Source organism: Streptomyces sp. NPDC005494 (assembly GCF_042872025.1).
GTDB lineage: Bacteria > Actinomycetota > Actinomycetes > Streptomycetales > Streptomycetaceae > Streptomyces.
Map to the genome: position 1 here is coordinate 1 of NZ_JBIAJR010000008.1, position 25,088 is coordinate 25,088.

22 protein-coding genes and 1 pseudogene are annotated in these 25,088 nt (G+C 71.7%); 9 read left to right on the plus strand and 14 right to left on the minus strand.

Features of this window, described 5'->3' with window-relative positions; genetic code table 11:
* Positions 1-161: 161 nt before the first annotated feature.
* The 11 genes from ACFYQ6_RS22570 to ACFYQ6_RS22620 form a co-directional block, all read right to left on the minus strand.
* Positions 162-1,265, minus strand: coding sequence for a polyprenyl synthetase family protein (locus ACFYQ6_RS22570; protein ID WP_388764561.1), 1,104 nt, complete (start codon positions 1,263-1,265; stop codon positions 162-164).
* Entirely contained in the window at positions 1,262-2,653 is a 1,392-nt protein-coding gene (gene hpnE, locus ACFYQ6_RS22575) for a hydroxysqualene dehydroxylase HpnE (protein WP_361585834.1), read from the minus strand. The genes ACFYQ6_RS22570 and hpnE overlap by 4 nt, the downstream gene beginning before the upstream one ends.
* Positions 2,654-2,774: 121 nt before the next feature.
* On the minus strand, positions 2,775-3,695 hold the full coding sequence (gene hpnD, locus ACFYQ6_RS22580; protein WP_361585831.1) for a presqualene diphosphate synthase HpnD: 921 nt from the start codon (positions 3,693-3,695) through the stop codon (positions 2,775-2,777).
* 29 nt (positions 3,696-3,724) lie between these two features.
* A complete protein-coding gene (gene hpnC, locus ACFYQ6_RS22585; protein ID WP_361585829.1) occupies positions 3,725-4,645 on the minus strand; it encodes a squalene synthase HpnC in 921 nt (306 codons plus the stop codon).
* Between the two features lie 417 nt (positions 4,646-5,062).
* Positions 5,063-5,848: an ABC transporter ATP-binding protein gene (locus tag ACFYQ6_RS22590; protein ID WP_145805852.1), complete on the minus strand. Its 786-nt coding sequence runs from the start codon at positions 5,846-5,848 to the stop codon at positions 5,063-5,065.
* Positions 5,841-6,770 carry an ABC transporter permease gene (locus ACFYQ6_RS22595; RefSeq protein WP_361585826.1) on the minus strand — a complete coding sequence of 310 codons (930 nt, stop codon included), beginning with the start codon at positions 6,768-6,770 and terminating at the stop codon, positions 5,841-5,843. The genes ACFYQ6_RS22590 and ACFYQ6_RS22595 overlap by 8 nt, the downstream gene beginning before the upstream one ends.
* A 107-nt stretch (positions 6,771-6,877) precedes the next feature.
* Complete coding sequence (locus ACFYQ6_RS22600; RefSeq protein ID WP_361585824.1) at positions 6,878-7,750, minus strand: glycosyltransferase; 873 nt, start codon at positions 7,748-7,750, stop codon at positions 6,878-6,880.
* A gap of 8 nt (positions 7,751-7,758) precedes the next feature.
* A complete protein-coding gene (locus tag ACFYQ6_RS22605) occupies positions 7,759-8,538 on the minus strand; it encodes a CDP-alcohol phosphatidyltransferase family protein (RefSeq protein WP_361585822.1) in 780 nt (259 codons plus the stop codon).
* Complete coding sequence (locus ACFYQ6_RS22610) at positions 8,516-9,577, minus strand: iron-containing alcohol dehydrogenase family protein (RefSeq protein WP_361585820.1); 1,062 nt, start codon at positions 9,575-9,577, stop codon at positions 8,516-8,518. The genes ACFYQ6_RS22605 and ACFYQ6_RS22610 overlap by 23 nt, the downstream gene beginning before the upstream one ends.
* On the minus strand, positions 9,565-10,302 hold the full coding sequence (locus ACFYQ6_RS22615; protein WP_361585817.1) for a phosphocholine cytidylyltransferase family protein: 738 nt from the start codon (positions 10,300-10,302) through the stop codon (positions 9,565-9,567). Before ACFYQ6_RS22615 ends, ACFYQ6_RS22610 begins: the two co-directional genes overlap by 13 nt.
* Positions 10,299-12,053: a DUF5941 domain-containing protein gene (locus ACFYQ6_RS22620; protein WP_361585814.1), complete on the minus strand. Its 1,755-nt coding sequence runs from the start codon at positions 12,051-12,053 to the stop codon at positions 10,299-10,301. Before ACFYQ6_RS22620 ends, ACFYQ6_RS22615 begins: the two co-directional genes overlap by 4 nt.
* A 305-nt stretch (positions 12,054-12,358) precedes the next feature.
* Between ACFYQ6_RS22620 and galE the strand changes: the two genes are divergently transcribed.
* From galE to idi, 3 genes are all read left to right on the plus strand, one after another.
* Entirely contained in the window at positions 12,359-13,354 is a 996-nt protein-coding gene (galE, locus tag ACFYQ6_RS22625) for a UDP-glucose 4-epimerase GalE (protein ID WP_388764566.1), read from the plus strand.
* Between the two features lie 209 nt (positions 13,355-13,563).
* Positions 13,564-14,505 (plus strand): cation diffusion facilitator family transporter, encoded by a 942-nt coding sequence (locus ACFYQ6_RS22630; RefSeq protein WP_361585808.1) that lies wholly within the window; start codon positions 13,564-13,566, stop codon positions 14,503-14,505.
* A gap of 166 nt (positions 14,506-14,671) precedes the next feature.
* Entirely contained in the window at positions 14,672-15,265 is a 594-nt protein-coding gene (gene idi, locus ACFYQ6_RS22635; protein ID WP_361585806.1) for an isopentenyl-diphosphate Delta-isomerase, read from the plus strand.
* Between the two features lie 27 nt (positions 15,266-15,292).
* Here the strand turns inward: idi and ACFYQ6_RS22640 are convergent, their stop codons facing one another.
* Positions 15,293-15,748 carry an ATP-binding protein gene (locus ACFYQ6_RS22640; RefSeq protein WP_361585803.1) on the minus strand — a complete coding sequence of 152 codons (456 nt, stop codon included), beginning with the start codon at positions 15,746-15,748 and terminating at the stop codon, positions 15,293-15,295.
* A 322-nt stretch (positions 15,749-16,070) separates the two neighbouring features.
* Between ACFYQ6_RS22640 and ACFYQ6_RS22645 the strand changes: the two genes are divergently transcribed.
* The gene (locus ACFYQ6_RS22645) at positions 16,071-16,871 is read left to right on the plus strand and encodes an enoyl-CoA hydratase/isomerase family protein (protein ID WP_361585800.1); all 801 of its coding nucleotides are present in this window, start codon (positions 16,071-16,073) and stop codon (positions 16,869-16,871) included.
* Here the strand turns inward: ACFYQ6_RS22645 and ACFYQ6_RS22650 are convergent.
* Entirely contained in the window at positions 16,858-17,493 is a 636-nt protein-coding gene (locus ACFYQ6_RS22650; protein WP_361585798.1) for a DJ-1/PfpI family protein, read from the minus strand. The two genes, ACFYQ6_RS22645 and ACFYQ6_RS22650, sit on opposite strands and share 14 nt — an antisense overlap.
* 52 nt (positions 17,494-17,545) lie before the next feature.
* Positions 17,546-18,502: a GlxA family transcriptional regulator gene (locus ACFYQ6_RS22655; protein ID WP_361585795.1), complete on the minus strand. Its 957-nt coding sequence runs from the start codon at positions 18,500-18,502 to the stop codon at positions 17,546-17,548.
* Between the two features lie 135 nt (positions 18,503-18,637).
* Here ACFYQ6_RS22655 and ACFYQ6_RS22660 point away from each other — a divergent pair, with 135 nt between their 5' ends.
* From ACFYQ6_RS22660 to ACFYQ6_RS22680, 5 genes and pseudogenes are all read left to right on the plus strand, one after another.
* Positions 18,638-19,501, plus strand: a complete 864-nt coding sequence (locus ACFYQ6_RS22660; RefSeq protein WP_361585792.1) for a hypothetical protein — start codon at positions 18,638-18,640, stop codon at positions 19,499-19,501.
* Between the two features lie 222 nt (positions 19,502-19,723).
* Positions 19,724-22,207: a Tex family protein gene (locus ACFYQ6_RS22665; RefSeq protein ID WP_388764571.1), complete on the plus strand. Its 2,484-nt coding sequence runs from the start codon at positions 19,724-19,726 to the stop codon at positions 22,205-22,207.
* A 363-nt stretch (positions 22,208-22,570) separates the two neighbouring features.
* Positions 22,571-23,563, plus strand: a complete 993-nt coding sequence (locus tag ACFYQ6_RS22670; protein WP_388764573.1) for a LacI family DNA-binding transcriptional regulator — start codon at positions 22,571-22,573, stop codon at positions 23,561-23,563.
* A 243-nt stretch (positions 23,564-23,806) separates the two neighbouring features.
* Positions 23,807-24,286, plus strand: a pseudogene (locus tag ACFYQ6_RS22675) (RICIN domain-containing protein); the annotation flags it as partial.
* Positions 24,260-25,057 (plus strand): pectate lyase, encoded by a 798-nt coding sequence (locus ACFYQ6_RS22680; protein ID WP_388764883.1) that lies wholly within the window; start codon positions 24,260-24,262, stop codon positions 25,055-25,057. The pseudogene ACFYQ6_RS22675 and the gene ACFYQ6_RS22680, both read left to right, overlap by 27 nt.
* Positions 25,058-25,088 lie beyond the last annotated feature (31 nt).

Consider the following 25,088-nt stretch of genomic DNA (forward strand, 5'->3'; position numbering starts at 1 on the left):
GGGGGGCCCGGGGGGGGGGGGGGGGCCCGGGGTGTGCCGGTGTGTGGGGGGGGGGGGGCCCCCCCGGGGGGCGGGGGGGCCCCCGGGGGGGGGGGGGGGCGCGGGGGGGGGGCCCCCGGGGGGGCCCCCGCCGGCGACTGCGAGTCATATCTGGATGATGATCATCTCTTTCGTACGACAACGAAGTCGGCGAGCGCGGTGAGCTGCGCGCGCACATGTTCCGGCATGTCGACGCCGTCCAGCGTCTCTATGGCTACCGCGTGCTGACGGCGGGCTTCCTGGGCGGTCCACTCACGGCCGCCCGCCTCCTCGATGAGTGCCGCACGTGCGGCGAACTCCTCTTCGGAGAAGCTGTCGAAGTCATTGCTCTTGGCGTCGGCGGCGAGCATCTCGCCCAGGCGCTCCGAGGCGGGCCCGCCAGCGGCGAGCGCGGCGACGACGGGCAGGGACTTCTTGCGCTGGCGCAGATCGCTCCACGTCTGCTTGCCCGTGGACTCCGGGTCGCCCCAGATCCCGAGCAGGTCGTCGACGGCCTGGAAGGCGAGCCCGAGGTGGTAGCCGTACGTCTCCAGGACGTCGGCGGTGCGGTCGTCGGCACCGCCGAGCACGGCACCGATGGAGACGGCGCAGGCGAGCAGCGCGCCCGTCTTGTTGCCCTCCATCTCCAGGCACTCCTCGACGGTGACCCGCTCGCGGTGCTCGTAGGAGATGTCCTGGGCCTGGCCGTCGATCAGCTTGCGGCTCGCCTTCGTCAGGCGCCAGGCCGCACGGCCCGACTCGGCGGTGCCGAGCTCGAGCAGGACCTCGTTGGCCAGCGCGAAGAGCGCGTCGCCGACGAGGATCGCCTGGGCGGGGCCGTGCACCTTCCACACGGTGTCGCGGTGACGGCGCTGCTCGTCGCCGTCCATGAGGTCGTCGTGCAGCAGTGAGAAGTTGTGCACGAGTTCGACGGCGACGGCGCCGGGGATCCCCGCCTCGGCAGGAGCACCCGCCGCCTCCGCGGACAGCAGGGACAGCGCGGGGCGCACCGCCTTGCCTCCGTCGCCGTCGGCGGGCCTGCCCTGGGCGTCGATCCAGCCGAAGTGGTAGGCCGCGACGGTGTCCATGGGGGGCGCGAGCCGCTCCACGGCAGCTCGCAGCACCGGCGCTGACAGGGCCCGTCCGCGCTCCAGAAGCGCGGTGACGTCCGTGGTGTCCGCCACGGTGTCGGAAGCCGGATTCGCCGGGGTCACAGACTCTCCTCTTGTTCCGGTGGTACTGCTCATGCCGCCTCCTGCAGCGGATGTTCGTGTGGCCGGCCGAGGGCCTGGAGCGCGGCCTCGGCAGCGGTGAAGCCGCTGCGGACCGCGCCCTCCATCGTGGCGGGCCAGCCCGTGGCGGTCCATGCTCCCGCGAGATGCAGCCCGGGGGCACGCGTGTGCGTGCCCGGCCGCAGGCGCCCTACGCCCGGCGCGGGCGCGAAGGTCGCGGTGCGTTCCCGGGTGACGAAGAAGTCGCGGATGCCCGCCCCCCGGGCGGCCGGGAGGAGTCGCTCCAGTTCGGGCAGGTAGCGCCTCCGCAGCTCGGCGACGGGCAGATCGATCTCGTCGCCCGCCGCGGACTGGGACACCGCGAGGTACTGGCCGCCGCCCTGGAGACCCGAGGACGCGGTGCGGTCGAAGACCCATTGCACGGGTGAGCCGAGCGCGGCGAAGAACGGCCTGCGCAGCACCGTGCGGTCGTAGACCACGTGGACGTTCAGGATGGGCGCGTCGGTGAGGTCCAGCAGCCGGCCGGGGTCGTCCAGCGCGCCCTCGGGCAGCAGCCGGTGGGCGTCACCCTGCGGTACGGCGAGGACGACGGTGTCCGCCTCGATCCGCTCGCCGTCCGTCCCGACGGCCCAGCGTCCGTCCTCGGTACGGGTGAGGGAGGCGGCCCGGGTGCGCAGGTGGATGCGTACGCCCGCGGATTCGAGCGCCTTGCGGGCGAGGGTGTCGTGGAGGTCCCCGAGCGGCACGGCGGCCCAGCCGATGTCGGCGGCGCCCGGTTCGGAGAGGAGTCCGGTCTTGAACACCTTCGCGGCCAGCGCCATCGAGGCGTTCGGCGCGGTGGCGTTCAGCGTGGCGACGCCGACGAGGTCCCAGAGGGCCTCGATGGTGCGCTGCGACTGGCCCTGGCGGCGGAGCCAGGTGGCGAAGTCGATGCCGTCGAGTGCGGGGTCCGCGGGGTCGAGACGGCCCAGCGCCAGTGCGGCCCGGGCGACGCCGGCCTTCTCCGCGAGCGAGAGGTGCGGGTAGGCGGCGAGACCTCCTGCGAGGTGCAGGGGTACGGGCAACGCGGTGCGGCGCAGCCGTCCGAGCCTCGGGCCCGCGGGCCGGCCCACGTCGAGTACGGGCACGTCGAGGCGGTCCTGCAGCGGGGCGAGGTGGCTGCCCTCGATGCGGTCGAGGAACCAGCGGTAGCCGGTGCAGCAGCGCAGGTAGACGTGCTGGCCGTTGTCGACGGAGAGGTCGCCGCGCCGGAAGGAGAAGGCGAGGCCACCGAGCCGGGGGCGGCCTTCGAGCAGGGTCACGTCGACGCCTGCGCCGGCGAGGCGCAGCGCCGAGGTCACACCCGCGAGGCCGCCGCCGACGACCACGGCATGGGAGCGGTGAGGGTCGTTCCGGCCGGTCATGCCTGCCCCCTTCGCCCTGCCGCCGCGCACGGCTGCTTCCGTCGCTTTGTCGCAGTGTGGGACGCACCGGGCCCCGTGGGGGTTGCCCGAGGTCCGTGCCCGGCCCGGTTGCGGCCCGTCATCAGATCCTCCCCCTGGCCGTCCGGCGGGAGACGTACCGCGCGTCGAGGCCCGACAGGCCGCGCACCGCCACGTACGCCTTCTCGTGGCCCGGCAGCGAGACCCGCCCGCGCAGCACGGCCTCGGGGTCGCGTTCGATGCGGTCCAGCAGCCGGCGGTAGATGCCGGCCATGGCCGCCACGCAGGCACCGCTGCGCCGGTCCAGCATCGGCAGCAGCCGGTAGCCCTCGGCGAAGAGCGCCCGGGCACGCCGGACCTCGAAGTGCACCAGGCCGGCGAAGTCGGACCCGGGGGGCGGGGTGGCCCGTGCGAATCCGGCGGAGCAGCCGAACTTCGCGAGGTCGTCGGCGGGAAGGTAGGTACGCCCGTTGCCCGCGTCCTCGCGCACGTCGCGCAGGATGTTGGTGAGCTGGAGCGCGAGGCCGAGGGTGTCGGCGTACTCCGCGGCCCGTTCGGAGCCGGGCGCGCCCGTCTCCGTACCGAAGACGCCGAGGCTGAGGCGCCCGATGGCGCCCGCGACGCACCGGCAGTACAGCTTCAGGTCGTCCCAGGTCTCGTAGCTCGCCCCGCGCACGTCCATCAGCACACCGTCGATGAGCTCGTCGAGACCGCCGAGCGGCAGCGGGAAGCGCTGCGCGGCGTCGGCGAGCGCGACGGCGACCGGGTCGGTGTCGTCCTCGTCCACCGCCTTGTCCCGGATGCGGTCGAGCAGCTTGCGGGTGTCCGCCAGCCGGGCGTGCTTGACCTCCGGGTCCAGCTCACCGTCGCCGATGTCGTCGACCCGACGGGAGAAGGCGTACAGCGCCGACATGGCCTGTCGCTTCTCGTACGGCAGCAGCCGGATGCCGTACGCGAAATTGCGGGCCTGCTGTCCGGTGACGGCCTCGCAGTAGCTGTATGCGGCCTGTACCGGTGCCGACATGTACGTCGTCTGTCCCTCCACGGTCCGGCTCACCCCTCTCTGTGCGCACTTCGCAGGACGGCACCCATTTCGCGCAGCAGTCTGGGCGCGGTGGGCCTGGGCGGTCCGGGCAGTACGTCGAAACCGGCGGCCGCGATCGCGGTGAGCGCCGCGCGCCCTCCGCCGACGAAACCGGCGAGCAGCAGCCTGAGCCGGCCGTGGACGCTGTCCACCAGGGGAATGCCCTCGTCGAGCAGTTCCCGGGCGCGTCCCGCCTCGAAGGCGACGAGGGCACGCACGGACGCGTTGGCGGTCGGTGCGGCCAGGTCCGCCTCGGTGACGTGGAACCGCTCCATGTCCTCGGCGGGAAGGTAGATCCGGTCGCGGCCGAGGTCCTCGGCGACGTCCTGGAGGTGCTCGGCGATCTGCAGCGCCGTGCAGACGGCGTCGGAGCGGCGGATCCGTTCGGGGCTCGCGGTGCCGGTGATCGCCAGCACGAGGCGTCCGACGGGGTTGGCGGAGAGCTCGCAGTAGGCCAGCAGCTCGCCGTAGGTGCCGTAGCGGCGGACCTTCTGGTCCTGCCGGTTGGCCTCGACGAGGCCGAGGAAGGGCTCGGGGGTGAGGCCGCAGCGCCGGACGGTGGGACGCAGGGCGCGCATCAGCGGGTGGCTCGGGCCGTCGCCGGAGCGGTCGAAGACGCGGTGCAGGTCGGCCTCGAGCGCGTCGAGCAGGGCGAGCCGGTCCTCGCTCTGTCCGGGTTCGAGGCCGAGACCGCGGGCGTCGCCGCCGCCGGGGGCGAGGTCGCCGTCACCGATGTCGTCGACGAGGCGCGCGAAGCCGTACACGGCCATCAGGTCGTCACGCCATGCGCGGGGCAGGAAGAAGGGGGCCACGGGGAAGTTCTCGTCCGTGGCCTTGTCCAGCGTGCCGATGGCGGCGGCGTCGGTGCGCGCCTGCTGCACAGGAGTCACTGCGGACCACCCGACGCGGGGACGGCGAAACCACGTCGGAGCTGGAGATCTGCCATCATTGCCGTCATATCTCCCGTTCTACACTGCTGACCCAAAACATCCCTTTTCGGACACGCCGCTCGTCCTCCCGAGTGCGACATGCACGCAACGGGGGATGTGCCGGGGGGCGTATCACCCCACATTGGCGCGAATCAGCACCGGTACAGCTTACGTTGCAGAGCTCACAGGGCCGCGCCGGGGTGCGGCGCGCGACCGTACAACGCCTGAACTCCCGCCAACCTTCCCCGCAGCGGGGGCGATTGACGTCATCCGCCGGGAGGAGATCGCCCCTGGTACGCCGAGCGGCCTTCCGCCCGGAGCGGCACAGCGTGGTGGCCCCCGCCGCTGCGCTCGGGCGGGGGCCACCACGGACGTGTGCTACTTGCCGGTCTCCCGCTCGTACGCCTTGAGCACCTCTTCGGTCGGGCCGTCCATCAGGAGCTCGCCCTTCTCCAGCCACAGGACCCGGTCGCAGGTGTCCCGGATCGTCTTGTTGTTGTGGCTGACCAGGAAGACGGTGCCCGCCTCCTTGCGCAGCTCGCGGATGCGCTCCTCGGAGCGGACCCGGAACTTGCGGTCACCGGTGGCCAGCGCCTCGTCGATCATCAGGACGTCATGGTTCTTGGCGGCGGCGATCGAGAAGCGCAGCCTCGCCGCCATGCCGGAGGAGTACGTCCGCATCGGCAGCGTGATGAAGTCGCCCTTCTCGTTGATTCCGGAGAAGTCGACGATGTCCTGGTAGCGGGCGCGGATCTCCTCGCGGCTCATGCCCATGGCGAGACCGCCGAGCACGACGTTGCGCTCACCGGTCAGGTCGCTCATCAGCGCGGCGTTGACACCGAGCAGCGACGGCTGGCCGTCGGTGTACACCTTGCCGTGTTCGGTAGGCAGCAGTCCGGCGATGGCCCTGAGCAGGGTGGACTTGCCCGAACCGTTGGTGCCGATGAGGCCGATGGCCTGGCCGCGGTAGGCGGTGAAGGAGACACCGCGCACCGCGTGCACCTTGCGTACGCCTCGGGGCTCACCCTTGCCCCGGCGCATTATCCGGCTCAGCGCCGCGGTGGCGCTGCCCTTTCCGCCGCCCGTGCCGTTGACGCGGTACACGATGTGCACGTCGTCCGCGATCACGGTCGGGATGTGTCCCTGGGACGCTTGCTCAGCCACGGCCGTACCGTTCCTCTGCCTTCCAGAAGTACACGAAGCCCACGACGCCCACCACGAGCGACCAGGCGAGCCCGACAGCCCAGACGTGGTCCGGCAGGTTCTCGGAGCCGTAGCCGTCGATCAGCGCGAAACGGACCAGGTCCATGTAGATCGCCGCCGGGTTGTACTGGAGCACGTCCGCGATCCACTGCGGCTTGTCGGCCAGCATCACGGGGATGGAGAACATGACGCCTGACGCGTACATCCAGGTGCGCATGACGAAGGGCATCAGCTGGGCGAGGTCGGGGGTCTTGCTGCCGAGGCGCGCCATGACCAGCGCGAGGCCGGTGTTGAAGAAGAACTGCATCGCCAGCGCAGGCAGGACCAGCAGCCAGGAGAGGCTGGGATAGCTCCCGAAGCCCACGGCCACGGCCAGCAGCACGATCATCGAGTACATCAGCTGCTGGAGCTGCTGGAGCGAGAACGAGATGGGCAGCGAGGCACGGGGGAAGTGCAGGGCCCGCACGAGGCCGAGGTTGCCCGCGATGGAGCGCACCCCCGCCATGACCGAGCTCTGCGTGAAGGTGAAGACGAAGACGCCGGTCACCAGGAACGGGATGAAGACCTCCTGGGTCATCCCCTTCCGGGTTCCCAGGATCAGGCCGAAGATCAGGAAGTAGACCAGCGCGTTCAGGAGCGGCGTCGCCACCTGCCACAGCTGGCCGAGTTTGGCCTGGCTGTACTGCGCGGTCAGTTTGGCCCGCGAGAACGCCAGGATGAAATGCCGGCGGCCCCAGAGCTGTCGCAGGTACGCGAACAGCCCGGGCCGGGCACCGCTCACCGTCAGGCCGTACTTGTCGGCCAGCTGGGAGGCGCTGAGCCCTTCGTCGGCGGACGGCGGGTTGCTCAGCGCAATCCCGCCGTCGTGGGTCGTGTCACTCACAGTTAAGAACTCTCGTCTTCACAATGCGCTGCCGGTCGCGGGCGCGGCCAAGGCGGACAGGTACCCGTACGGAATGAGTACGGCTCATGGTCTCAGAGGAGAGCCTCTCAGATCACGGGCGGCCGGCCCAGTCTGGTCAGCCGCCAAACCGTACGCCACCTCATGGGGCGCCGGGGACCGCAGGGGGTCGTCCAGCCTTCGCGGAAGCCGCCGAACCAGGCCTTGAGCGCGGGCAGGGAGGGCCTGCGCACCAGGGTGAGCAGCAGCCACACGCCGACGTACACGGGGACGAGCGGGGCAGGGAGGTTCCGGCGGGCGAGCCAGACCCGGTTGCGGGCCACCATGCGGTGGTAGACCGCGTGCCGCGAGGGCGCGGTGGTGGGGTGGTTGAGCACCATGTCCGCGCGGTAGTCGATCATCCAGCCGGCGTCCAGGGCACGCCACGCGAGGTCGGTCTCCTCGTGGGCGTAGAAGAACTCGCCGGGGAGCGGACCGGCCTCGGCGATCACCTGGCTGCGTACGGCGTTCGCGCCGCCGAGGAACGTCGTGACACGGGACGAGCGCATCGGGTCGGAGGCGCGCAGCCGCGGCACGTGCCGGCGCTGGGTGACCCCGGTCTCCGGGTCCGCGATGCGGAAGGTGATGATGCCGAGCTTCGGGTCCGCCTCGAACGCCTGCCGGCAGAGCTCGGCGGTGTCGGTGTTCGGGAGGAACCCGTCGTCGTCGAGGAAGAGCAGCGCGTCCACGTCGGCCCCGGAGGGGCCGAAGGCCTCGATACCGACGTTGCGGCCGCCCGGAATGCCGAGGTTCTCGGGCAGCTCGACGGTCCGGACGCCCGGGGGGACGTCGGGGACCGGGGCTCCGTTGCCGACGACGACCACCTCGATCCGGTCGCCGTCCTGTCCGGCGACCGAATCGAGGAGGGCGCGCAGTTCGTCCGGGCGGTTGCCCATGGTGATGATGACTGCGCCGAGTTTCATGGGAGAGCTCACTTCAGCCTGCTGGACGCCAGGATCGACACCAGGTGCAGGACGGTCTGGAGAAGGGCGATGCCGGCCATGACGGCGACCGCGAGGCGGCTGAAGAAGAGGTCGTCCCTGACGGTGTCGAGGACGGCGACGACCAGGATGACCAGGGACGCCTCGATGCCGAGGATCAGCCGGTGGAACTTGAGCGCACCGGCGGCCCGGCGGGCGAGGGCCATGCCGGAGGAACGCGGCTCGGACGCGGACTCCTTGACCGGCGGCAGCCCGCCCTGGTGGCGCGCGACGCCCACGAGGTCGGTCTCGGCCTTGATCAGGATGGCTCCGAGCGCGGCGAGCGTCCCCAGGAAGGCCCACAGCCAGTCGACGCGTCCGGAGCCCCACAGGTCCGCGGCGCGCAGGCCGAAGCCGACCAGCACGGCCGCGTCACAGAGGTAGGCGGCCACCCGGTCCAGGTAGACCCCGGCCAGGGAGTACTGCTTCTTCCACCGGGCCACCTCGCCGTCGACGCAGTCGAACAGCAGGTAGAGCTGGACCGCGATAACGCCGAGCAGGGCGCCCGGGATGCCCGGGACCAGCAGGGCGGGAGCCGCGAGAACACCCGCGACGGTCATCACATAGGTCAGCTGGTTGGGCGTGACCTTCGTGGTCACCAGGCGCCGGGTGATGCGCAGCGAGATCTCGCGCATGTAGAGCCGACCCGCCCAGTGCTCGCCACTGCGCCGGTCCTTCACGCCCGGAGGGTGCACGACCGGGCGGAGTTCAGCTATGGATGGCTTTTGCATAGTCGGCGTACGCGTCCCTGATCTGGTCGGTGGACAGGTTGAGGTGTTCCAGGATCGTGAAGCGTCCCGGGCGCGTCTGCGGTGCGTAGTCGACGGCCCGCACGAACTCTTCGGTGGTGAAGCCGATCTCGTCGGGCAGGACCGGCAGCCTGTGACGCCGCAGTACGGACGCCATGTCGAGCGCCTCCGCGTGGGCACCCCGCAGGTACATGGCGAAGCAGGCGCCGAGGCCGACCTGCTCGCCGTGGCTGGCCGCGCGCTTCGGGTAGAGCAGGTCGAAGGCGTGGTTGATCTCGTGGCAGGCACCCGACGCCGGCCGGGAGTCACCGGCGATCGACATCGAGATGCCGGTCAGGACCAGGCCCTCGGCGAGCACCTTGAGGAAGGCGTCGTCCCCGACCTCGCCGGGGTGGCGCAGCACCGCCTCGCCGGCCTGCCGGGCCATCGCCGCCGCCAGGCCGTCGATGTCCTCGCCGCGCGTCGCGTGGGCGAGCTCCCAGTCGGCCACGCACGAGATGTTGGAGACCGCGTCGCCGATGCCCGAGCGCACGAAGCGCGCGGGCGCCTCCCGGATCACGTCGAGGTCGATGACCACGGCGATCGGGGTGGGGACCCCGTAGGAGCCCCGCCCGTTGTCGTTGTCCAGGGTCGCGACCGGGGAGCAGAGTCCGTCGTGGGACAGGTTCGTCGCCACGGCGACCATGGGCATGCCCACGCGCGCCGCGGCGTACTTCGCCACGTCGATGATCTTGCCGCCGCCGAGGCCGACGACGGCGTCGTAACGGTTGCCCTTGATGCCGTCGGCGAGCCGCACCGCGGCGTCGATCGTGCCGTCGGTGACCGGGTACCAGTCGGCCCCGGGCAGCACCGGGGCGAGCCTCTCGCGCAGGGCGCGCCCGGAGCCCTCGCTGATCGCGATGGCGAGCTTGCCCGAGGCGGAGATCCGCTGGTCGGCGAGGAGGCCGGCCAGATCGTCCATGGCACCGCACCGGATGTCGACGACGACCGGGGACGGGATGAGACGGGTCAGTACCGGCACGCGATCTCCCTGCCCCTGGCGAGGTCGTCGTGGTTGTCGATCTCGACCCACGTCACCTCGCCGATGGGCGCCACGTCGACGGTGAAGCCGCGGTTCACCAGCTCCTGGTAGCCGTCCTCGTAGTAGAGGTCGGGGTCGCGCTCGAAGGTGGTCCTCAGCGCGTCGGCGAGCTCCTCGGCGGCCTCGGGCTCGATCAGCGTGACGCCGATGTACTCGCCGGTCGCGGTGGCCGGGTCCATCAGCTTGGTGATCCGGCTGACACCCTTGCCGTCCTCGGTGATGACCTTCATCTCCTCGTCGGCGAGGTTCTTCACCGTGTCGAGGGCGAGGATGATCTTCTGGCCCTTGCCGCGTGCGTCCAGGAGGGTCTTCTCGACGGAGACCGGGTGGACGGTGTCGCCGTTGGCCAGGATGACGCCCTGCTTCAAGACCTCACGGGCGCACCACAGGGAGTAGGCGTTGTTCCACTCCTCGGCCTTGTCGTTGTCGATGAGCGTCAGCTTCACGCCGTACGTCGCCTCGAACTCGGCCTTGCGGGCGTAGACCGCCTCCTTGCGGTAGCCGACGACGACCGCGACCTCGGTGAGCCCGACCTCGGCGAAGTTGGCCAGCGTCAGGTCCAGGACCGTCTTCTCGCCGTCCACCGGCACCAGGGCCTTGGGCAGCGTGTCCGTGTAGGGACGCAGACGGCGTCCGGCACCGGCAGCCAGTACGAGGCCGATCATGCGAGTTCTCCTTCGTCGTGTACTGCGGGGGCCGAGGAGGACACCCAGAAGCGGATGGACTCCACGAGCACCACGAGAGCCACGGCCGCCGCGAGGACGGTGAGTGCCGTGGTGAAACCTGTACCGCCGGTCAGTGCGGCGGCGAGGACGGCCACGACCAGGGCCCTGCCCTCGTGCCCGCCGATGGTGCGCACCAGCCACCGGGGCGGTGCTCCGGTGCCGCCACGGATGCGGTACACCGTGTCGTAGTGATGGTAGGCGACGGCCGAAACCAGGCCGAATGCCGCGGGAACGGCGTGCGGCACGTCGCTGCGCGCGGCCAGCACGAGCACCGTGCAGTATTCGGCGGCCCGGAAGACGGGGGGGACGAGCCAGTCGAGGGCGCCCTTGAGGGGCCGCGAGACGGCGAGGCCGGAGATGACCGCGTAGAGCGCCGCGGCCCCCACGGTCAGCCAGCCGCCGTACGGCGCGAACAGTGCCGCGGCGACGAGCACGACAGCCCCGGCGAGCGCGAGGAACGGGGCCGTGAAGCCGCCGCCGGGACGTCGGAGCACGGCGCCGACGGCCTCGGCGAGCGGCCCCGAGTCGGCGAGGTCGGCGAGTGCGCGGGCCGCGCGGTCGGTGCGCTGCGCCTTGCGGGTCAGCGAGCGCAGCAGCCGCCCCGCGGTGGTGTAGCAGGCGGCCAGGGCGCAGCCGACGAGCAGGGCGTAGAAGACGATCCGGGGCGTGGTCACGGCGGTCAGCACGGCGATCATGGCCCAGCGTTCACCGATGGGCAGCACTATCATCCGGCGCAGCCAGACCGTCCAGCCCACGCTGTCGAGCTTGTCGGACAGCGCGGCCGTCGGGCTCGTGTTGGACACCGCGTCGTGGTTGGCCTCGTTGAACGAGAAGTCCACCACGTGGCGGCAGGCCTGGAGCACCATGGCGCCGAGTGCCAGGACCCACACGTCGTCGCCGCCGCGGGCAGCGCCGAGGGCGAGGCCCGCGTAGTACGCGTACTCCTTGGCCCGGTCGAAGGTGGCGTCCAGCCAGGCGCCCATCGTCGAGTACTGGAGCGAGTAGCGGGCGAGCTGCCCGTCGGTGCAGTCCAGGACGAAGGAGAGGAGCAGGAGCACCCCGGCCGCGATGTATCCGCCGCGGGTGCCGGTCGCCGCGCTGCCCGCCGCGATCAGCGCGGTGATCAGCGAGGCGGTGGTGACCTGGTTCGGGGTGAGGCCCCGGCGGGCGCACCAGCGCGCGATGTAGCGGGAGTACGGGCTGATGAAGAAGGTGGTGAAGAAGCCGTCGTGCGCCTTCACCGCGCTGCGCAGCCGTACGGCCTCGTCGTCGACGGCGTCGACGGCGGTCCGCGCGGCCACCCGCTCCTCGGCGCCCGTGGGCACCTCGGCCGTGAGTGATCCGAGCTCGGGACGCTGTACGTGGGTGCCCTCCGCGTCCAGCGCGACGGCCAGCCGGCCGGGGACGGTGCGGTCCTCGGTGACGGGCTCGGCGCCGGGAGGCGCGACGGGGCTGCCCGCGCCGACGGCCACGACGGCACGGCGCAGGGCGCGCAGCAGCGCGGGGCGAGCCTCGGGCTGCGCGGTGAGCGCACCGGGGATCGCGGCGGCGGCGAAGCGGGGGTCGGTGAGTCCGAGCCTGAGGGCGTGGACATGGCCGACGAAGCGTGGGTCCACGAGCGCGACGCGCCTGCTCGCGGGGACCGCGGCGAGCAGCTCGGCGGCCTCGGAGGCGTCGGCTGCGGCGGTCACGTCGAAGCCGAGTGACCTCAGATCGTCCTCGAGTGACGACCCGGGTACCGGCGCACCGGTGAGAATGGCGGTCGACAGACGAACTCACTCCTTGGCGCTGACGGGAACGGCGCGCGACAGTGCGGCCCGGAGGTGGGCCGGCGGCACGTCGGCTGAGGCTATCGGATGAACGGAAGACCGAGTTCACCGCCCGTTTGTGCTCCGTTCGGGCGAACCGGCCATCATGCGGCGCCGTTCGCGATCATCATCGTCGATCAACGCCTCGCCCCACAAACCGCGTCCGCGCAGCGCATAAGCTGACGTCCATGACGTGGTTGATCACAGGCGGAGCCGGCTACATCGGGGCACATGTGGCGAAGGCCATGACGGCGGCCGGGGAACGGGTCGTCGTACTCGACGACATCTCCACAGGCATCGAGGAGCGACTGCCCGCGGAGGTCACGCTGGTGCGCGGCTCGGCGTCCGACCGGGAGGTGCTCGACCGGGTCCTGGCCGAGCACGCCGTGACGGGTGTGGTGCATCTCGCGGCGAAGAAGCAGGTCGGCGAGTCCGTCGCGGAGCCGCTGCTCTACTACCGGGAGAACGTGGCCGGGCTCGCGGTGCTGCTGGAGGCCGTGGTCGCGGCCGACGTGCGGCGCTTCCTCTTCTCCTCGTCCGCGGCGGTCTACGGGGTCCCGGACACCGACCTCATCACCGAGGACACTCCCTGCGCGCCGATCAACCCGTACGGCGAGACCAAGCTCGCCGGGGAGTGGCTGGTGCGCGCCGCGGGGAAGGCGTACGGCATCTCGACGGCCTGCCTGCGGTACTTCAACGTGGCGGGGGCGGCGGAGCCCGCGCTGGCCGACACAGGTGTCTTCAACGTCGTCCCCATGTTCTTCGACCGGCTGACGCGGGGGGAGGCCCCGCGGATCTTCGGTGACGACTACCCGACGCCGGACGGCACCTGTGTGCGCGACTACATCCACGTCGCCGACCTGGCGGACGCGCATCTCGCCGTCGCGCGGAAGCTGGACGAGGGCGCGGGTGACGGCAGCGGCGGGGACCTCACCGTCAACATCGGGCGGGGCGAGGGCGTGTCCGTACGCCGCCTCGCCGAGCTGGTGGCGGAGGTCACCGGCAGGCCCGTCGAGCCGGTGGTCGAGCCGCGCAGGCCCGGGGACGCGGCCAGGGCCGTGGCGTCGGCCACCCGGATGACCGACGAGCTGGGCTGGACGGCACGCCGCGGGATGCGCGAGATGGTCGAGTCGGCCTGGGAGGGCTGGTGCCTGCGCCACCCGGAGGCACGCGCCGCACGCTAGGCGACGACCTGGGCCCCATCCTCTGACCTGCGAACGTTTCCGCAGGTCAGAGCATATGACAACGGTGTTCAGTGCCGTGTTGCCCCGTACCCCTCCCCCGTAGTTCACTGGCCGCATCGGGCGAGATGCGTCCGAGCCGTTCGAGGGTGACGAGCCGCTGGCGGGTCACGAGCCGTTCGAGGGTCACGACGCGTTCGGGAGGCGTTCTCATGGGGGCAGGCCACGATCACGGGCATGCGCACGGAGGGCCGCCCCCGACGGGAACGGCCGCCGCCGCGTACCGGGGCAGGCTCCGGGTCGCGCTGGGCATCACGCTCGGCGTGATGGTCATGGAGATCGTCGGCGGACTCCTCGCGGACTCGCTGGCGCTCATCGCGGACGCCGCCCACATGGCGACCGACGCGCTGGGCCTGGGCATGGCGCTGCTGGCCATCCACTTCGCGAACAGGCCCGCCGGCCCCAACCGCACCTTCGGCTTCGCCCGGGCCGAGATCCTCGCCGCCCTCGCGAACTGCCTGCTGCTCCTCGGCGTCGGCGGCTATCTGGTCTTCGAGGCCGTCGACCGCTTCGTCACCCCGGCGGAGACCCGGGGCGGACTGGCCATCGCCTTCGCCGCCGTGGGCCTGGTGGCCAACGTGGTCTCGCTGTCGCTGCTGATGCGCGGGCAGCGGGACAGCCTCAACGTGCGGGGCGCCTATCTCGAGGTCGTCGCGGACACCCTCGGCTCGGTGACCGTGCTCGTGTCGGCGGGCATCATCATGGCCACCGGGTGGCAGGCCGCCGACCCGATCGCCTCACTGCTGATCGGCCTCATGATCGTGCCGCGCACGGTGAAGCTGCTGCGGGAGACCCTCGACGTGCTGCTGGAGTCGGCCCCCAAGGGGGTGGACATGGAGGAGGTGCGTTCCCACATCACGGCGCTTCCCGGTGTGCTCGACGTACACGACCTGCACGCCTGGACGATCACCTCGGGCATGCCGGTGCTCTCCGCCCATGTCGTCGTGCACCAGGAGATGCTGGACTCGATCGGGCACGAGAAACTCCTGCACGATCTCCAGGGGTGCCTCGGCCATCACTTCGACGTCGAGCACTGCACCTTCCAGCTGGAGCCCAGCGGGCACGCGGAGCACGAGGCGCGGCTCTGCCACTGACGCGGGCGACGGCCCGGCGCCGGGCGCGCGCCGGAGCCGGCCCCGCCGCACCCGCGGGGCGGACATGCCCGTACCCGAAGTACGGACAGGCGGCTTTTGTACGGCAGACTTGACCGCACTCGAGGGGTCCGGCGCACGAGGCCGGGAACCAAAGCGAAGGATGGGTATGCCGACCACACCAGCCACCGCGGCGCACAGCTCGTCGAACGCCGCAGCCGACGCGATCATGCTCGAACTGGTCGACGAGAGCGGCACCACCATCGGCACCGCGGAGAAGCTCGCCGCCCACCAGGCACCGGGCCAGCTGCACCGGGCGTTCTCCGTCTTCCTCTTCGACGAGCGGGGACGGCTGCTGCTCCAGCGCCGCGCGCTCGGCAAGTACCACTCCCCCGGCGTGTGGTCGAACACCTGCTGCGGTCACCCGTATCCGGGAGAGGCGCCGTTCGCCGCCGCCGCCCGGCGCACCTACGAGGAGCTGGGGCTCTCGCCCTCGCTGCTCGCCGCGGCGGGCACGGTCCGCTACAACCACCCCGACCCGGTGTCGGGCCTGGTGGAGCAGGAGTTCAACCATCTGTTCGTCGGCCTGGCCCAGGAGGAGTTGCGGCCGGACGCCGAGGAAGTCGGCGAGACGGCCTTCGTGAGCGCGGCGGAACTCGCGGAGCGGCACGCCGCCGCGCCGTTCTCGGCCTGGTTCATGACCGTGCTGGACGCGGCACGGCCGGCGATCCGGGAGCTGACGGGACCGTCCGCGGGCTGGTGAGGCCCAAAGAGCACCGCGCAGGGGCGTTCAGAGCTGCGTCTTCAGGGGCAGCGCCGCCCAGATGATCTTGCCCCCGCCCGCGGTGTGCTCGACGTCGCAGGTACCGCCCGCCTCCGCGGTGATCTCCCGCACGAGCAGCAGCCCCCGGCCGCCGGTCTGCCCGTAGTCGGTGACCAGGGCCGTGGGGCGGTAGGGGTGGTTGTCCTCGACGGAGACTCTTATCCATTCCGCCCCGATGGCCACCTCGACGGCCAGCTCGGGCGAGAGGAGCGCCGCGTGCCGGACCACGTTGGTCACCAGCTCCGACACGATCAGCAGCACTCCCTGAAGGATGTCGTCCTCGACGGGTACGCCCTGCCTGTCGAGCAGGTCCCGTACGGCGTGCCGGGCCAGCGGCACCGAGGCGTCGACGGCGGGGGCGGTGAAGCGCCACACCCCTTCGTACGACACGGGTCGGGCCGGAACACTCCCGCGGCTCTCCATGGACCGGCACCCGCTCTCGGCTCGCACATCACTGACCATCGAGTAATGAGTGTCGGGACCGGCGTGCTCCGGAGTACGGCTCTGACCACAAGTGGTCTCTCATGGAACCAATTTGACCGAGTGAGCATGTCATCGTCGGAGGTTCGGACTACTTCTCGCCCTCTTCGGGCGCCATCTAGTCCGTCACCAGGCCGACGACCCGTCGCCCCCGCCACCCCGATCGCGATCGGTCCGAGCCCGCCGGACATCGGCGGCGCCTCACGGTGCGTGCTCGCTTCCCCTTCTGATCACACGTTCGAGGGGTGCGGATAGCATCCGGCGCATGGACCTCACGGAACGGGCCGCGCTGACGGAACCCCGGCTGGAGCACACGGTCGTGGACGGGGTGGCGACCGTCGTCATCAGCAACCCCGCCAAGCGCAATGCCATGACGTCGGACATGTGGCGGGCCCTGCCCGCGCTGCTCGAAGCGCTGGCGGCCGACCCCGGGGTCCGCGTCCTCGTGCTCACCGGTGCGGGTGACACCTTCTGCGCCGGTGCGGACATCGCCTCCCTCCAGGACCCGGCCGGCCGGCCGCAGGCGCTCGCGGTCCGGGCCGAGGAGGCCCTGGCGGCCTTCCCCCGGCCGACGCTGGCCGCCGTGCGCGGCTACTGCGTGGGCGGCGGCAGCCAGCTCGCCGCCGCCTGCGATCTGCGGTTCGCCGAGGAGGGCGCGTCCTTCGGCGTCACCCCGGCCAAGCTCGGGATCGTGTACCCCTCCTCCTCGACCCGCCGGCTCGTCTCGCTGGTCGGCCCCGCCTGCGCGAAGTACCTGCTGTTCTCCGGCGAGCTGATCGGAACCGAACGGGCGCTGCGTACCGGGCTGGTGGACGAGGTCCTGCCCGCGGGCGGGCTGGAGGAACGGGTGCTCTCGTTCGCGCGGGTGCTGGCCTCGCGCTCGCAGCTGACCCAGGCGGCGGCGAAGGAGTTCGCCGACGGCCGTGAGGACAGGGACGGGTACTGGTCCCGGCAGGCGCGGGGAAGCGGCGACACCGCGGAGGGGGTCGCCGCCTTCCTGGAACGCCGTCAGCCACGGTTCACGTGGACCACCGCAGCTGACGGAACCTCGCCTACGTCAGGATGAACCGGCTCTTGGAGCGCCATTCCTCGACCATGTCCGCGGGCGCCTTCGCGGGTGATCCGCAGTCGTAGGGCGGCTGCGGGTCGTACTCGGTCAGCAACTGGACGACCTGGGCGTGGTCGTCGCCCGCGATCCTGCCGAGCAGGGTGAGACCCATGTCGATGCCCGCCGAGACGCCGGCGGCGGTGACGTACTTGCCGTCGACGACCACCCGCTCGCCCGTGGGCTCGGCTCCGTACGTCTTCAGTTGGTCGAGGGCGAGCCAGTGCGTGGTGGCGCGCCTGCCGCTGAGCAGTCCGGCGGCGCCCAGCAGCAGCGAGCCGGTGCACACGGAGGTCGTCCAGGTGCTGGTGGTGTCGGCCGTGCGCAGCCAGCCGAGCAGCGCCTCGTTCTCCATCTGGCCGCTCTGTCCCGGACCTCCGGGCACGATCACCACGTCGGGGGCGGGCACGTCGGCGAAGGTGCGGTCGGCGACGAGGGAGAGACTGCCGATGTCGTTGCGCACCGCTCCCGCCCGCTCGGCGACAAGGACGGTTTCGGCGCCGGGGGCCCGGCTGAGCATCTCGTACGGGCCCACGGCGTCGAGCGCGGTGAAGCGGTCGAAGAGCACGACGGCGATCTGCATGGGTGTTCCTTTCACGGGTGTGGCGGTCGAGTCACGGGTGTGGCGGTCGTGGTCACACGGACTGGGCACGGAAACGGCGCCGGTATTCGGCGGGGGCCGTGCCGAGGGCTTTGACGAAGGCGCGGCGCATCGCTTCGGGGGTGCCGTAGCCGCTGGCGCGCGCGATCCCCGTGACGCCGTCGGCGGTGTCCTCCAGCAGCCGTCGCGCCTGTTCGAGGCGTACGCGCTCGACGTACTTGCCGGGCGTGGTCCCGGTCTCGGCCTGGAAGGCGCGGGCGAAGTGCCGGGGCGAGAGGCTGGCACGGGCCGCGAGCGTCTCCACCGAGAGGTCGGCGTCGGGGTGCTCGGTGACCCAGTGCTGGACCTCGCGCAGGGGCTCCCGGACGGCGGTCTGGGCGGTGAGCTGCGCGCTGAACTGGGCCTGGTTGCCCGGGCGCCGCAGGAACACCACCAGGTGCCGGGCGATGGTGAGCGCGACCTCCCGGCCGTGCTCCTCCTCGACCAGGGCGAGCGCGAGGTCGATGCCGGCGGTGACGCCCGCGGAGGTGGCCAGCCGTCCGTCGCGTACGAAGATCGGGTCCGGGTCCACCTCCACGGCCGGGTAGTCCCGGGCGAGCGTCTCGCAGACGGACCAGTGGGTCGTGGCCCGGTGGCCGTCGAGCAGGCCCGCCGCAGCGAGGAGCAGGGCGCCGGTGCACACCGAGACCAGTTGCCGGGCCGCCGGTGCGTGGGCGCGCAGCCAGTCGATCAGCTCGGGGTCCTGGAACCTCGTACCCGCCCCGCCCGGCACGAGGAGCACATCCGGCGCGGGGGCGTCGGTGAGTACGCCGTCGGGGACGAGGGTGAGGCCGCTGGAGCAGCGGACCGGAGCCCCGTCCAGCGAGGCGGTGCGCAGCTCGTAGGAGATGCCCGGGAAGTGGGAGGCGCCGGCGAAGACTTCCATCGGGCCGCTCACGTCGAGGCTCTGGACTCCCTCGAAGAGGACGACGAGCACGGATCGCTGCTTCATGTCCGTCATCCTGGGCGGCCGGACCGGTGGCCGCAATGACGAGTTTCCCGCCTTTCCTGCCATGCGGGAGGCGCTGGGCGGGCGGCGGCCACCCCGGGGCTGTTCGACGTACCAACCAGTCGGTAACGTGCTGCCATGAGCACTCTTCCGCCGCGCGCCGGGCGCCGCTGCCACAACGCACTCAACCCGCTGCACTCCTGCGTCTACTTCTCACCGGACCTTGGCAAGGAGTTCGGCGAGCTCGGCGTCGAGGACGCGAGCGCCGTCTACTTCGCCGCTCGCGGAGCGGCCCTGGGCGCGGCCGGGGCGGGCACGGTCACGGCCACCTTCTACAACTTCAACCACGAGCTGGTGAGCCGTCACCTGCCCGCCGTCTGGTCCCGCATCACTCCCGGGGCCGCGCTCGACGCCCGGCTGCGGGCCGCCGACTCGACGCTGCGCCGGGTGCTCGGCGAGGAGACCCTCGCCTCGCCGGAGATGGCGGAGGCGGCGGGGCTGGCCCTGCGGGCCGCGGAGGCCTGCACCCGTCACGCCCGCCCGCTGTACGCCGCGCACGCCGATCTGCCGGTGCCCGAGGAGCCGCATCTGGCCTACTGGCACGCGGCGACCCTGCTGCGCGAGCACCGGGGCGACGGGCATCTGGCCGCGCTGCTGGCGGCGGACCTGGACCCGCTGGAAGCCCTGGTCAGCCACACCGCCACCGGCAAGGGCATGGCTCCGCGCTGGATTCTCGCCACCCGTGGCTGGCGGCGCACGGACTGGGACGCGGCGGTGGAGCGGCTGCGCGCGCGTGGGGTGCTGGACGCGGAGGGCGAGCTCACCGAAGCGGGCACCGCGCTCCGGGCCGGCCTGGAGGAGGCGACGGACCGCATGGACGCCGCGCCGTACGAACACCTGGGGGCCGACGGGGTGGCCCGGCTCACCGAGCTGGGGCGCGGCTTCCTGTTCGCGGCGGCTGCCGCGGGCGCGTTCCCGGAGGACCTGGTCGGCAAGGGCTGAGCTCCGGCACGTTCGCGACGCTCCGGTGGAGCGTCGCGCGGTGCCAGGACCCGGCGCGCGTGACCGCTCCGGACACCAGGACGCCGGGGCCGTGATCGAGCAGGTCACGCGACACGGCCCCCGGCCACCCGGCACAATGCAGGCGAAGGGGCCCACCCGGGTGGGGACCACCCCAGTGGCACAGCCAGCACAGCCAGCATGAGAAGGCGAGTCGGGAAAACCGTGACGACGTCCATCGAAGGCAGGATCGCCGAGGAGCTCGGCGTACATGAGCGTCAGGTGAAGGCGGCGGTCGACTTGCTCGACGGCGGCTCGACCGTGCCGTTCATCGCGCGCTACCGCAAGGAAGCGACCGAGATGCTCGACGACGCGCAGCTGCGCACGCTCGAGGAACGGCTGCGGTACCTGCGGGAGCTCGAGGACCGCCGCACGGCGGTCCTCGACTCCGTACGCGAGCAGGGCAAGCTCGACGCGGCCCTGGAGGCCCGGATCCGGGCGGCCGACACCAAGGCGCGGCTGGAGGACATCTACCTGCCGTTCAAGCCGAAGCGCCGGACCAAGGCCCAGATCGCGCGCGAGGCGGGTCTGGAACCGCTGGCCGAGGGGCTGCTCGGCGATCCCTCCGTGGACCCGCTCACCGCCGCCGCCGCGTTCGTCGACATCGAGAAGGGTGTCGCGGACGCCGCGGCGGCTCTGGACGGTGCCCGGGCGATCCTGACCGAGCGCTTCTCCGAGGACGCCGACCTCACCGGCGAGCTGCGCGAGCGCATGTGGTCGCGCGGCAGGGTCGTCGCGAAGGTCCGGGAGGGCAAGGAGGAGGCCGGCTCGAAGTTCGCGGACTACTTCGACTTCGCCGAGCCCTTCACCGCGCTGCCCTCGCACCGGGTCCTCGCGATGCTGCGGGGCGAGAAGGAGGACGTCCTCGATCTCGTCCTCGAACCGGAGGAACCGTCGGAGCAGCCCGGCCCCTCCTCCTACGAGAAGATGATCGCCCGCCGTTTCGGTGTCGCGGACCGTGGGCGGCCCGGGGACAAGTGGCTCGGCGACACCGTGCGCTGGGCCTGGCGGACCCGGATCCTGGTGCACCTCGGGATCGACCTGCGGCTCCGGCTGCGCACGGCGGCCGAGGACGAGGCGGTGCGCGTCTTCGCCTCGAACCTGCGCGACCTGCTGCTCGCCGCACCGGCGGGGACGCGGGCGACCCTGGGTCTGGACCCCGGTTTCCGTACGGGCGTCAAGGTGGCCGTCGTGGACGCGACCGGCAAGGTCGTCGCCACGGACGTCATCCACCCTCATGTGCCCGCCAACCAGTGGGACCGTTCGCTGGCCACCCTGGAGCGCCTGGCCAGGGAGCACCACGTCGACCTGATCGCCATCGGCAACGGCACGGCGTCCCGGGAGACCGACAAGCTCGCGGGCGAACTGTGCGACCGCCACCCGGAGCTCGGGCTCACCAAGGTGATGGTCTCGGAAGCGGGTGCCTCCGTGTACTCGGCTTCGGCCTTCGCCTCGCAGGAACTCCCGGACATGGACGTGTCGTTGCGCGGCGCGGTCTCGATCGCGCGCCGGCTCCAGGACCCGCTCGCCGAGCTCGTGAAGATCGACCCCAAGTCGATCGGTGTCGGGCAGTACCAGCACGACCTGTCCGAGGTGAAGCTGTCGCGTTCCCTTGACGCGGTGGTCGAGGACTGTGTGAACGGCGTCGGCGTGGACGTCAACACCGCTTCGGCCCCGCTTCTTTCGCGTGTCTCCGGCATCGGCTCGGGACTGGCCGAGAACATCGTGGCGCACCGGGACGCGAACGGCCCCTTCCGTTCCCGGCGGGCGCTCAAGGACGTGGCACGGCTCGGGCCGAAGGCGTACGAGCAGTGCGCGGGCTTCCTGCGGATCCGGGGCGGTGACGACCCGCTGGACGCGTCGAGCGTGCACCCGGAGGCCTATCCGGTGGTGCGGACGATGGTGAAGCGGACCGGCGGGGACGTCGCCTCGCTCATCGGCAACACCGACACCCTGCGGTCGCTGCGGCCGCAGGAGTTCGTCGACGAGAAGTTCGGCCTGCCGACGGTCACCGACATCATCAAGGAGCTGGAGAAGCCGGGCCGTGACCCCCGTCCGGCCTTCAGGACGGCCACCTTCAAGGAGGGCGTCGAGAAGCTCGGTGACCTGGCCGCCGGGATGGTGCTGGAAGGAGTCGTCACCAACGTGGCGGCGTTCGGCGCGTTCGTGGACGTCGGCGTCCACCAGGACGGTCTCGTCCATGTGTCGGCGATGTCGCGGACGTTCGTGAAGGACCCCCGGGACGTCGTGAAGCCGGGCGACATCGTGAAGGTCAAGGTCATGGAGGTCGACATCCCGCGCAAGCGCGTCTCCCTGACGCTGCGGCTCGACGACGAGGCGGCGCCGGGCCAGGGCGGCGGACAGGGTCCCAGGCGCGAGCGGGGCGGACGGGGCGAACGCCCGCCGCGCCAGCGGCAGGGCCAGGGCGAGGCGCCGGAGGGCCAGGGCGGCCGTGACCGGCGTGGCGGCAACGCGGGAGGCTCCCGGGGCGGCGGTACCGGTGGCTCCCGAGGAGGTGCGGGCGGATCTCGTGGCGGCAGCTCGGGCGGCTCGGCACGCCAGGGTGCCGCGCCTGCGAACAGTGCGATGGCCGACGCCCTGCGGCGTGCGGGTCTGACCGGCCCCGAGGGCGGCGGCCGGAAGCGCTGACGCGGGGGCGGGCGGGCGCGCCGACGGGGTGGGCGGGGCGGTGCCCCGCCCACCCCGTTCGAGCCCGCCCTTCGCCCAGCCGGACGGTGTGGGGCCACCGCCGTCGACCGCGCACGGGTATCGCCCGAAGCATTGACATGCTCAGGACGCGCCGCCACTCTGATGCCAACCGGAATGCAACCGGTTGCATTCTGCCGGAGGAGAGGACTTCCGATGGCCCCTACAGCCCGGCGGACGGCCCCGCCGTTCCCGGTGCGCGCGGCTCCCTGATGTCCGATCCGCCCGGCAACCGGTTGCAGAACTCCACGACGGCCCGGTCGGCAGGGATGCGGGCGGGGCGGACAGGGTGATGCGTTCGTGGCCATGACCATCCGTGACGTCGCACAGGCCGCGGGGGTCCATGTCTCCACCGCGTCCCGCGCCCTGACGGCCTCCTCTCTCGTGAAGAAGGAGACCAGGGACCGGGTTCTCGCCGCCGCCGAGGAGCTGGGGTACCGGCCCAACGAGTCCGCACGGGCACTGACGACCGGCCGCACCCGGAACCTCGGGCTGATCGTCTCGGACATCGCCAACCCCTTCTTCCCGCCGCTCATCAAGGCGGCGCAGGCGTACGCACGGGTGCGCGGATACCAGGTCTTCGTGGCCGACACCGACGAGGACGTCCGGGTCGAGGAGGAGCTGATCCAGACGCTCGCCCGCCAGGTGGACGGGGTCATCCTGGTCAGCCCCCGGCTGTCGGACGACGTGATAGCCCGGCTGGGCGGGGAGCTGCCCTTCGTCCTGGTCAACCGCCAGATCACGGGGCTGTCCGCCGTGCTCATGGATGTGGCCCACGGTGCCGCACTGGCGGTGGACCACCTGGCCGGGCTGGGGCACGGACATCTGGCTCTGGTCTGCGGTCCGCGCGGCTCGTGGACGAGTGCGCAGATGCGCCGGGCCGCCGGGAAGGCCGCGTCGGACGCGGGCATCCGGCTCGACGTGCTCGGCCCCAACGCGCCGACGGAACAGGGCGGCATCGCGGCGACCGCCGAGGTACTCAGGACCGGCGCCACGGGCGTGATCTGCTACAACGACCTGGTCGCCATCGGCCTCATCGAAGGCCTGGACGAGCGCAGGGTGTGGGTCCCGGGCGACATCAGCGTGATCGGCGTGGACGACACCGTGGCCGGGCGCCTGAACCGGCCACGGCTCACCACGATCGCGATGCCCACGGCTCCGGCCGGCCGTACGGCGATCGACCTGCTGATCCAGGCCCTGGAGAGCGCGGAGCCCGCTCCCGCCACCGCGCAGAGCACGCTGACGACCTCACTGGTCGTCAGGGACTCGACCGCGCCCCCGGACCAGTCGGCCGACTGATCCTTCGGCTCAACTTATTGACCGCTCCCAGTGCGTGTCGTACCGTCACCGCTGTTCGCATACACGAACTTGGTTCACCCTACTGAATCTTGTTCCGTGGCCGGGTACCGGCCTTCACCACCGCACCAAACCCCGACAGGTGCCTGCGGAGGACGCCGCAGGCGGTGAAAGGAATAGCCAGTGCGCACTGAGAATCAGCACGTCAGAAGGCGTGGCGGCCGTGCTGCCGCCACCCTTGTCGCCGTGGTTTCACTGCTCGCGGCGGGCCTCACGGCCCTCTTCGCGACCGGCTCGGCCTCCGCAGCCCCCGCTGCGGGCTCGTACAGACTGGCGAACGCTGCCAGCGGTCTGTGTCTGGAGGTCCCGGGCTCCGGCACCTCCGCGGGCACGCAGCTCGCCCAGCGCGCCTGCACCGGAGCCGCGAACCAGACCTGGAAGCTCACCGCCTCGGGCAGCGGCTACACGCTGACCGCCGCGCACAGCGCCAAGTGCGCGGGTGTGCGGGACGCGTCCACCAGCGCCGGCAAGGCCGTGGAGCAGCAGAACTGCGCCGGCTCGGCCACGCAGGTGTGGACCCTGACGTCGGTCAGCGGCAGCACCTACCGGGTCGTCAACAGCAACGGCGGCAAGTGCCTGAACGTCAAGGACAGTTCGTCCGCCGCCGGCGCCCTGGTGCAGCAGAACTCCTGCGACTCGGTGGCCAGCAAGAGCTGGACCTTCACTGCGTCGGGCACCGTCCCCACGGACCCGCCGACGGATCCGACCGACCCGCCCACCGATCCGACCGACCCGCCCACGGACCGGCCTTCGTGGCCGACCGCCAACGGCAGCCAGGCGGTCTCCTCGACCATCGAGGTCTCGGGCACGTACGACGGTGGCATGAAACGCCTGTACGGCAGCGGTGACCTGGGCAGCGGTGACCAGGACGAGGACCAGCCCCCGATCATCAAGCTCGCGGACGGCGCCACCCTGCAGAACGTCATCCTCGGGGCTCCGGCCGCCGACGGTGTGCACTGCGCGGGCACCTGCACGATCAAGAACGTCTGGTGGGAGGACGTGGGCGAGGACGCCGCCACCTTCCGCGGCGGCTCCTCCTCGACGGTCCGCACAATCGACGGCGGCGGCGCGAAGCTGGCCGACGACAAGGTGTTCCAGCACAACGGCGTCGGCACCCTGGTCGTGAAGAACTTCCAGGTCGACGACTTCGGCAAGCTGGTCCGTTCCTGCGGCAACTGCTCCACGCAGAACGCCCGTCACATCCAGCTGCAGAACATCTGGGCGACCGCCCCCGGGACCAGCCTGGTCGGCATCAACACCAACTACGGGGACACGGCCCGGATCTCGGACGTCACGATCTACGAGGACGAAGACCGTGACATGAAGATCTGCACCAAGTACAAGGGCACGACGAGCGGGGAGCCGAGTGAGATCGGCTCGGGTGCCGACGGCACCAACTGCATCTACTCCTCGTCCGAGATCACCTACGTCGACTGAGGCGCCGGGCGCCGGTCCGGGCCCGTCCCTC

Bases quoted from the DNA above. Each gene is read 5' to 3' on its own strand.
- hpnD (WP_361585831.1), bottom strand. From the start codon at position 3,695: ATGTCGGCACCGGTACAGGCCGCATACAGCTACTGCGAGGCCGTCACC.
- hpnE (WP_361585834.1), bottom strand. From the start codon at position 2,653: ATGACCGGCCGGAACGACCCTCACCGCTCCCATGCCGTGGTCGTCGGC.
- ACFYQ6_RS22600 (WP_361585824.1), bottom strand. From the start codon at position 7,750: ATGAAACTCGGCGCAGTCATCATCACCATGGGCAACCGCCCGGACGAA.
- galE (WP_388764566.1), top strand. From the start codon at position 12,359: ATGACGTGGTTGATCACAGGCGGAGCCGGCTACATCGGGGCACATGTG.
- idi (WP_361585806.1), top strand. From the start codon at position 14,672: ATGCCGACCACACCAGCCACCGCGGCGCACAGCTCGTCGAACGCCGCA.
- ACFYQ6_RS22570 (WP_388764561.1), bottom strand. From the start codon at position 1,265: ATGAGCAGTACCACCGGAACAAGAGGAGAGTCTGTGACCCCGGCGAAT.
- ACFYQ6_RS22630 (WP_361585808.1), top strand. From the start codon at position 13,564: ATGGGGGCAGGCCACGATCACGGGCATGCGCACGGAGGGCCGCCCCCG.
- ACFYQ6_RS22670 (WP_388764573.1), top strand. From the start codon at position 22,571: ATGACCATCCGTGACGTCGCACAGGCCGCGGGGGTCCATGTCTCCACC.
- ACFYQ6_RS22660 (WP_361585792.1), top strand. From the start codon at position 18,638: ATGAGCACTCTTCCGCCGCGCGCCGGGCGCCGCTGCCACAACGCACTC.
- ACFYQ6_RS22650 (WP_361585798.1), bottom strand. From the start codon at position 17,493: ATGCAGATCGCCGTCGTGCTCTTCGACCGCTTCACCGCGCTCGACGCC.
- ACFYQ6_RS22605 (WP_361585822.1), bottom strand. From the start codon at position 8,538: ATGCAAAAGCCATCCATAGCTGAACTCCGCCCGGTCGTGCACCCTCCG.
- ACFYQ6_RS22645 (WP_361585800.1), top strand. From the start codon at position 16,071: ATGGACCTCACGGAACGGGCCGCGCTGACGGAACCCCGGCTGGAGCAC.
- ACFYQ6_RS22655 (WP_361585795.1), bottom strand. From the start codon at position 18,502: ATGAAGCAGCGATCCGTGCTCGTCGTCCTCTTCGAGGGAGTCCAGAGC.
- ACFYQ6_RS22640 (WP_361585803.1), bottom strand. From the start codon at position 15,748: ATGGAGAGCCGCGGGAGTGTTCCGGCCCGACCCGTGTCGTACGAAGGG.
- ACFYQ6_RS22615 (WP_361585817.1), bottom strand. From the start codon at position 10,302: ATGATCGGCCTCGTACTGGCTGCCGGTGCCGGACGCCGTCTGCGTCCC.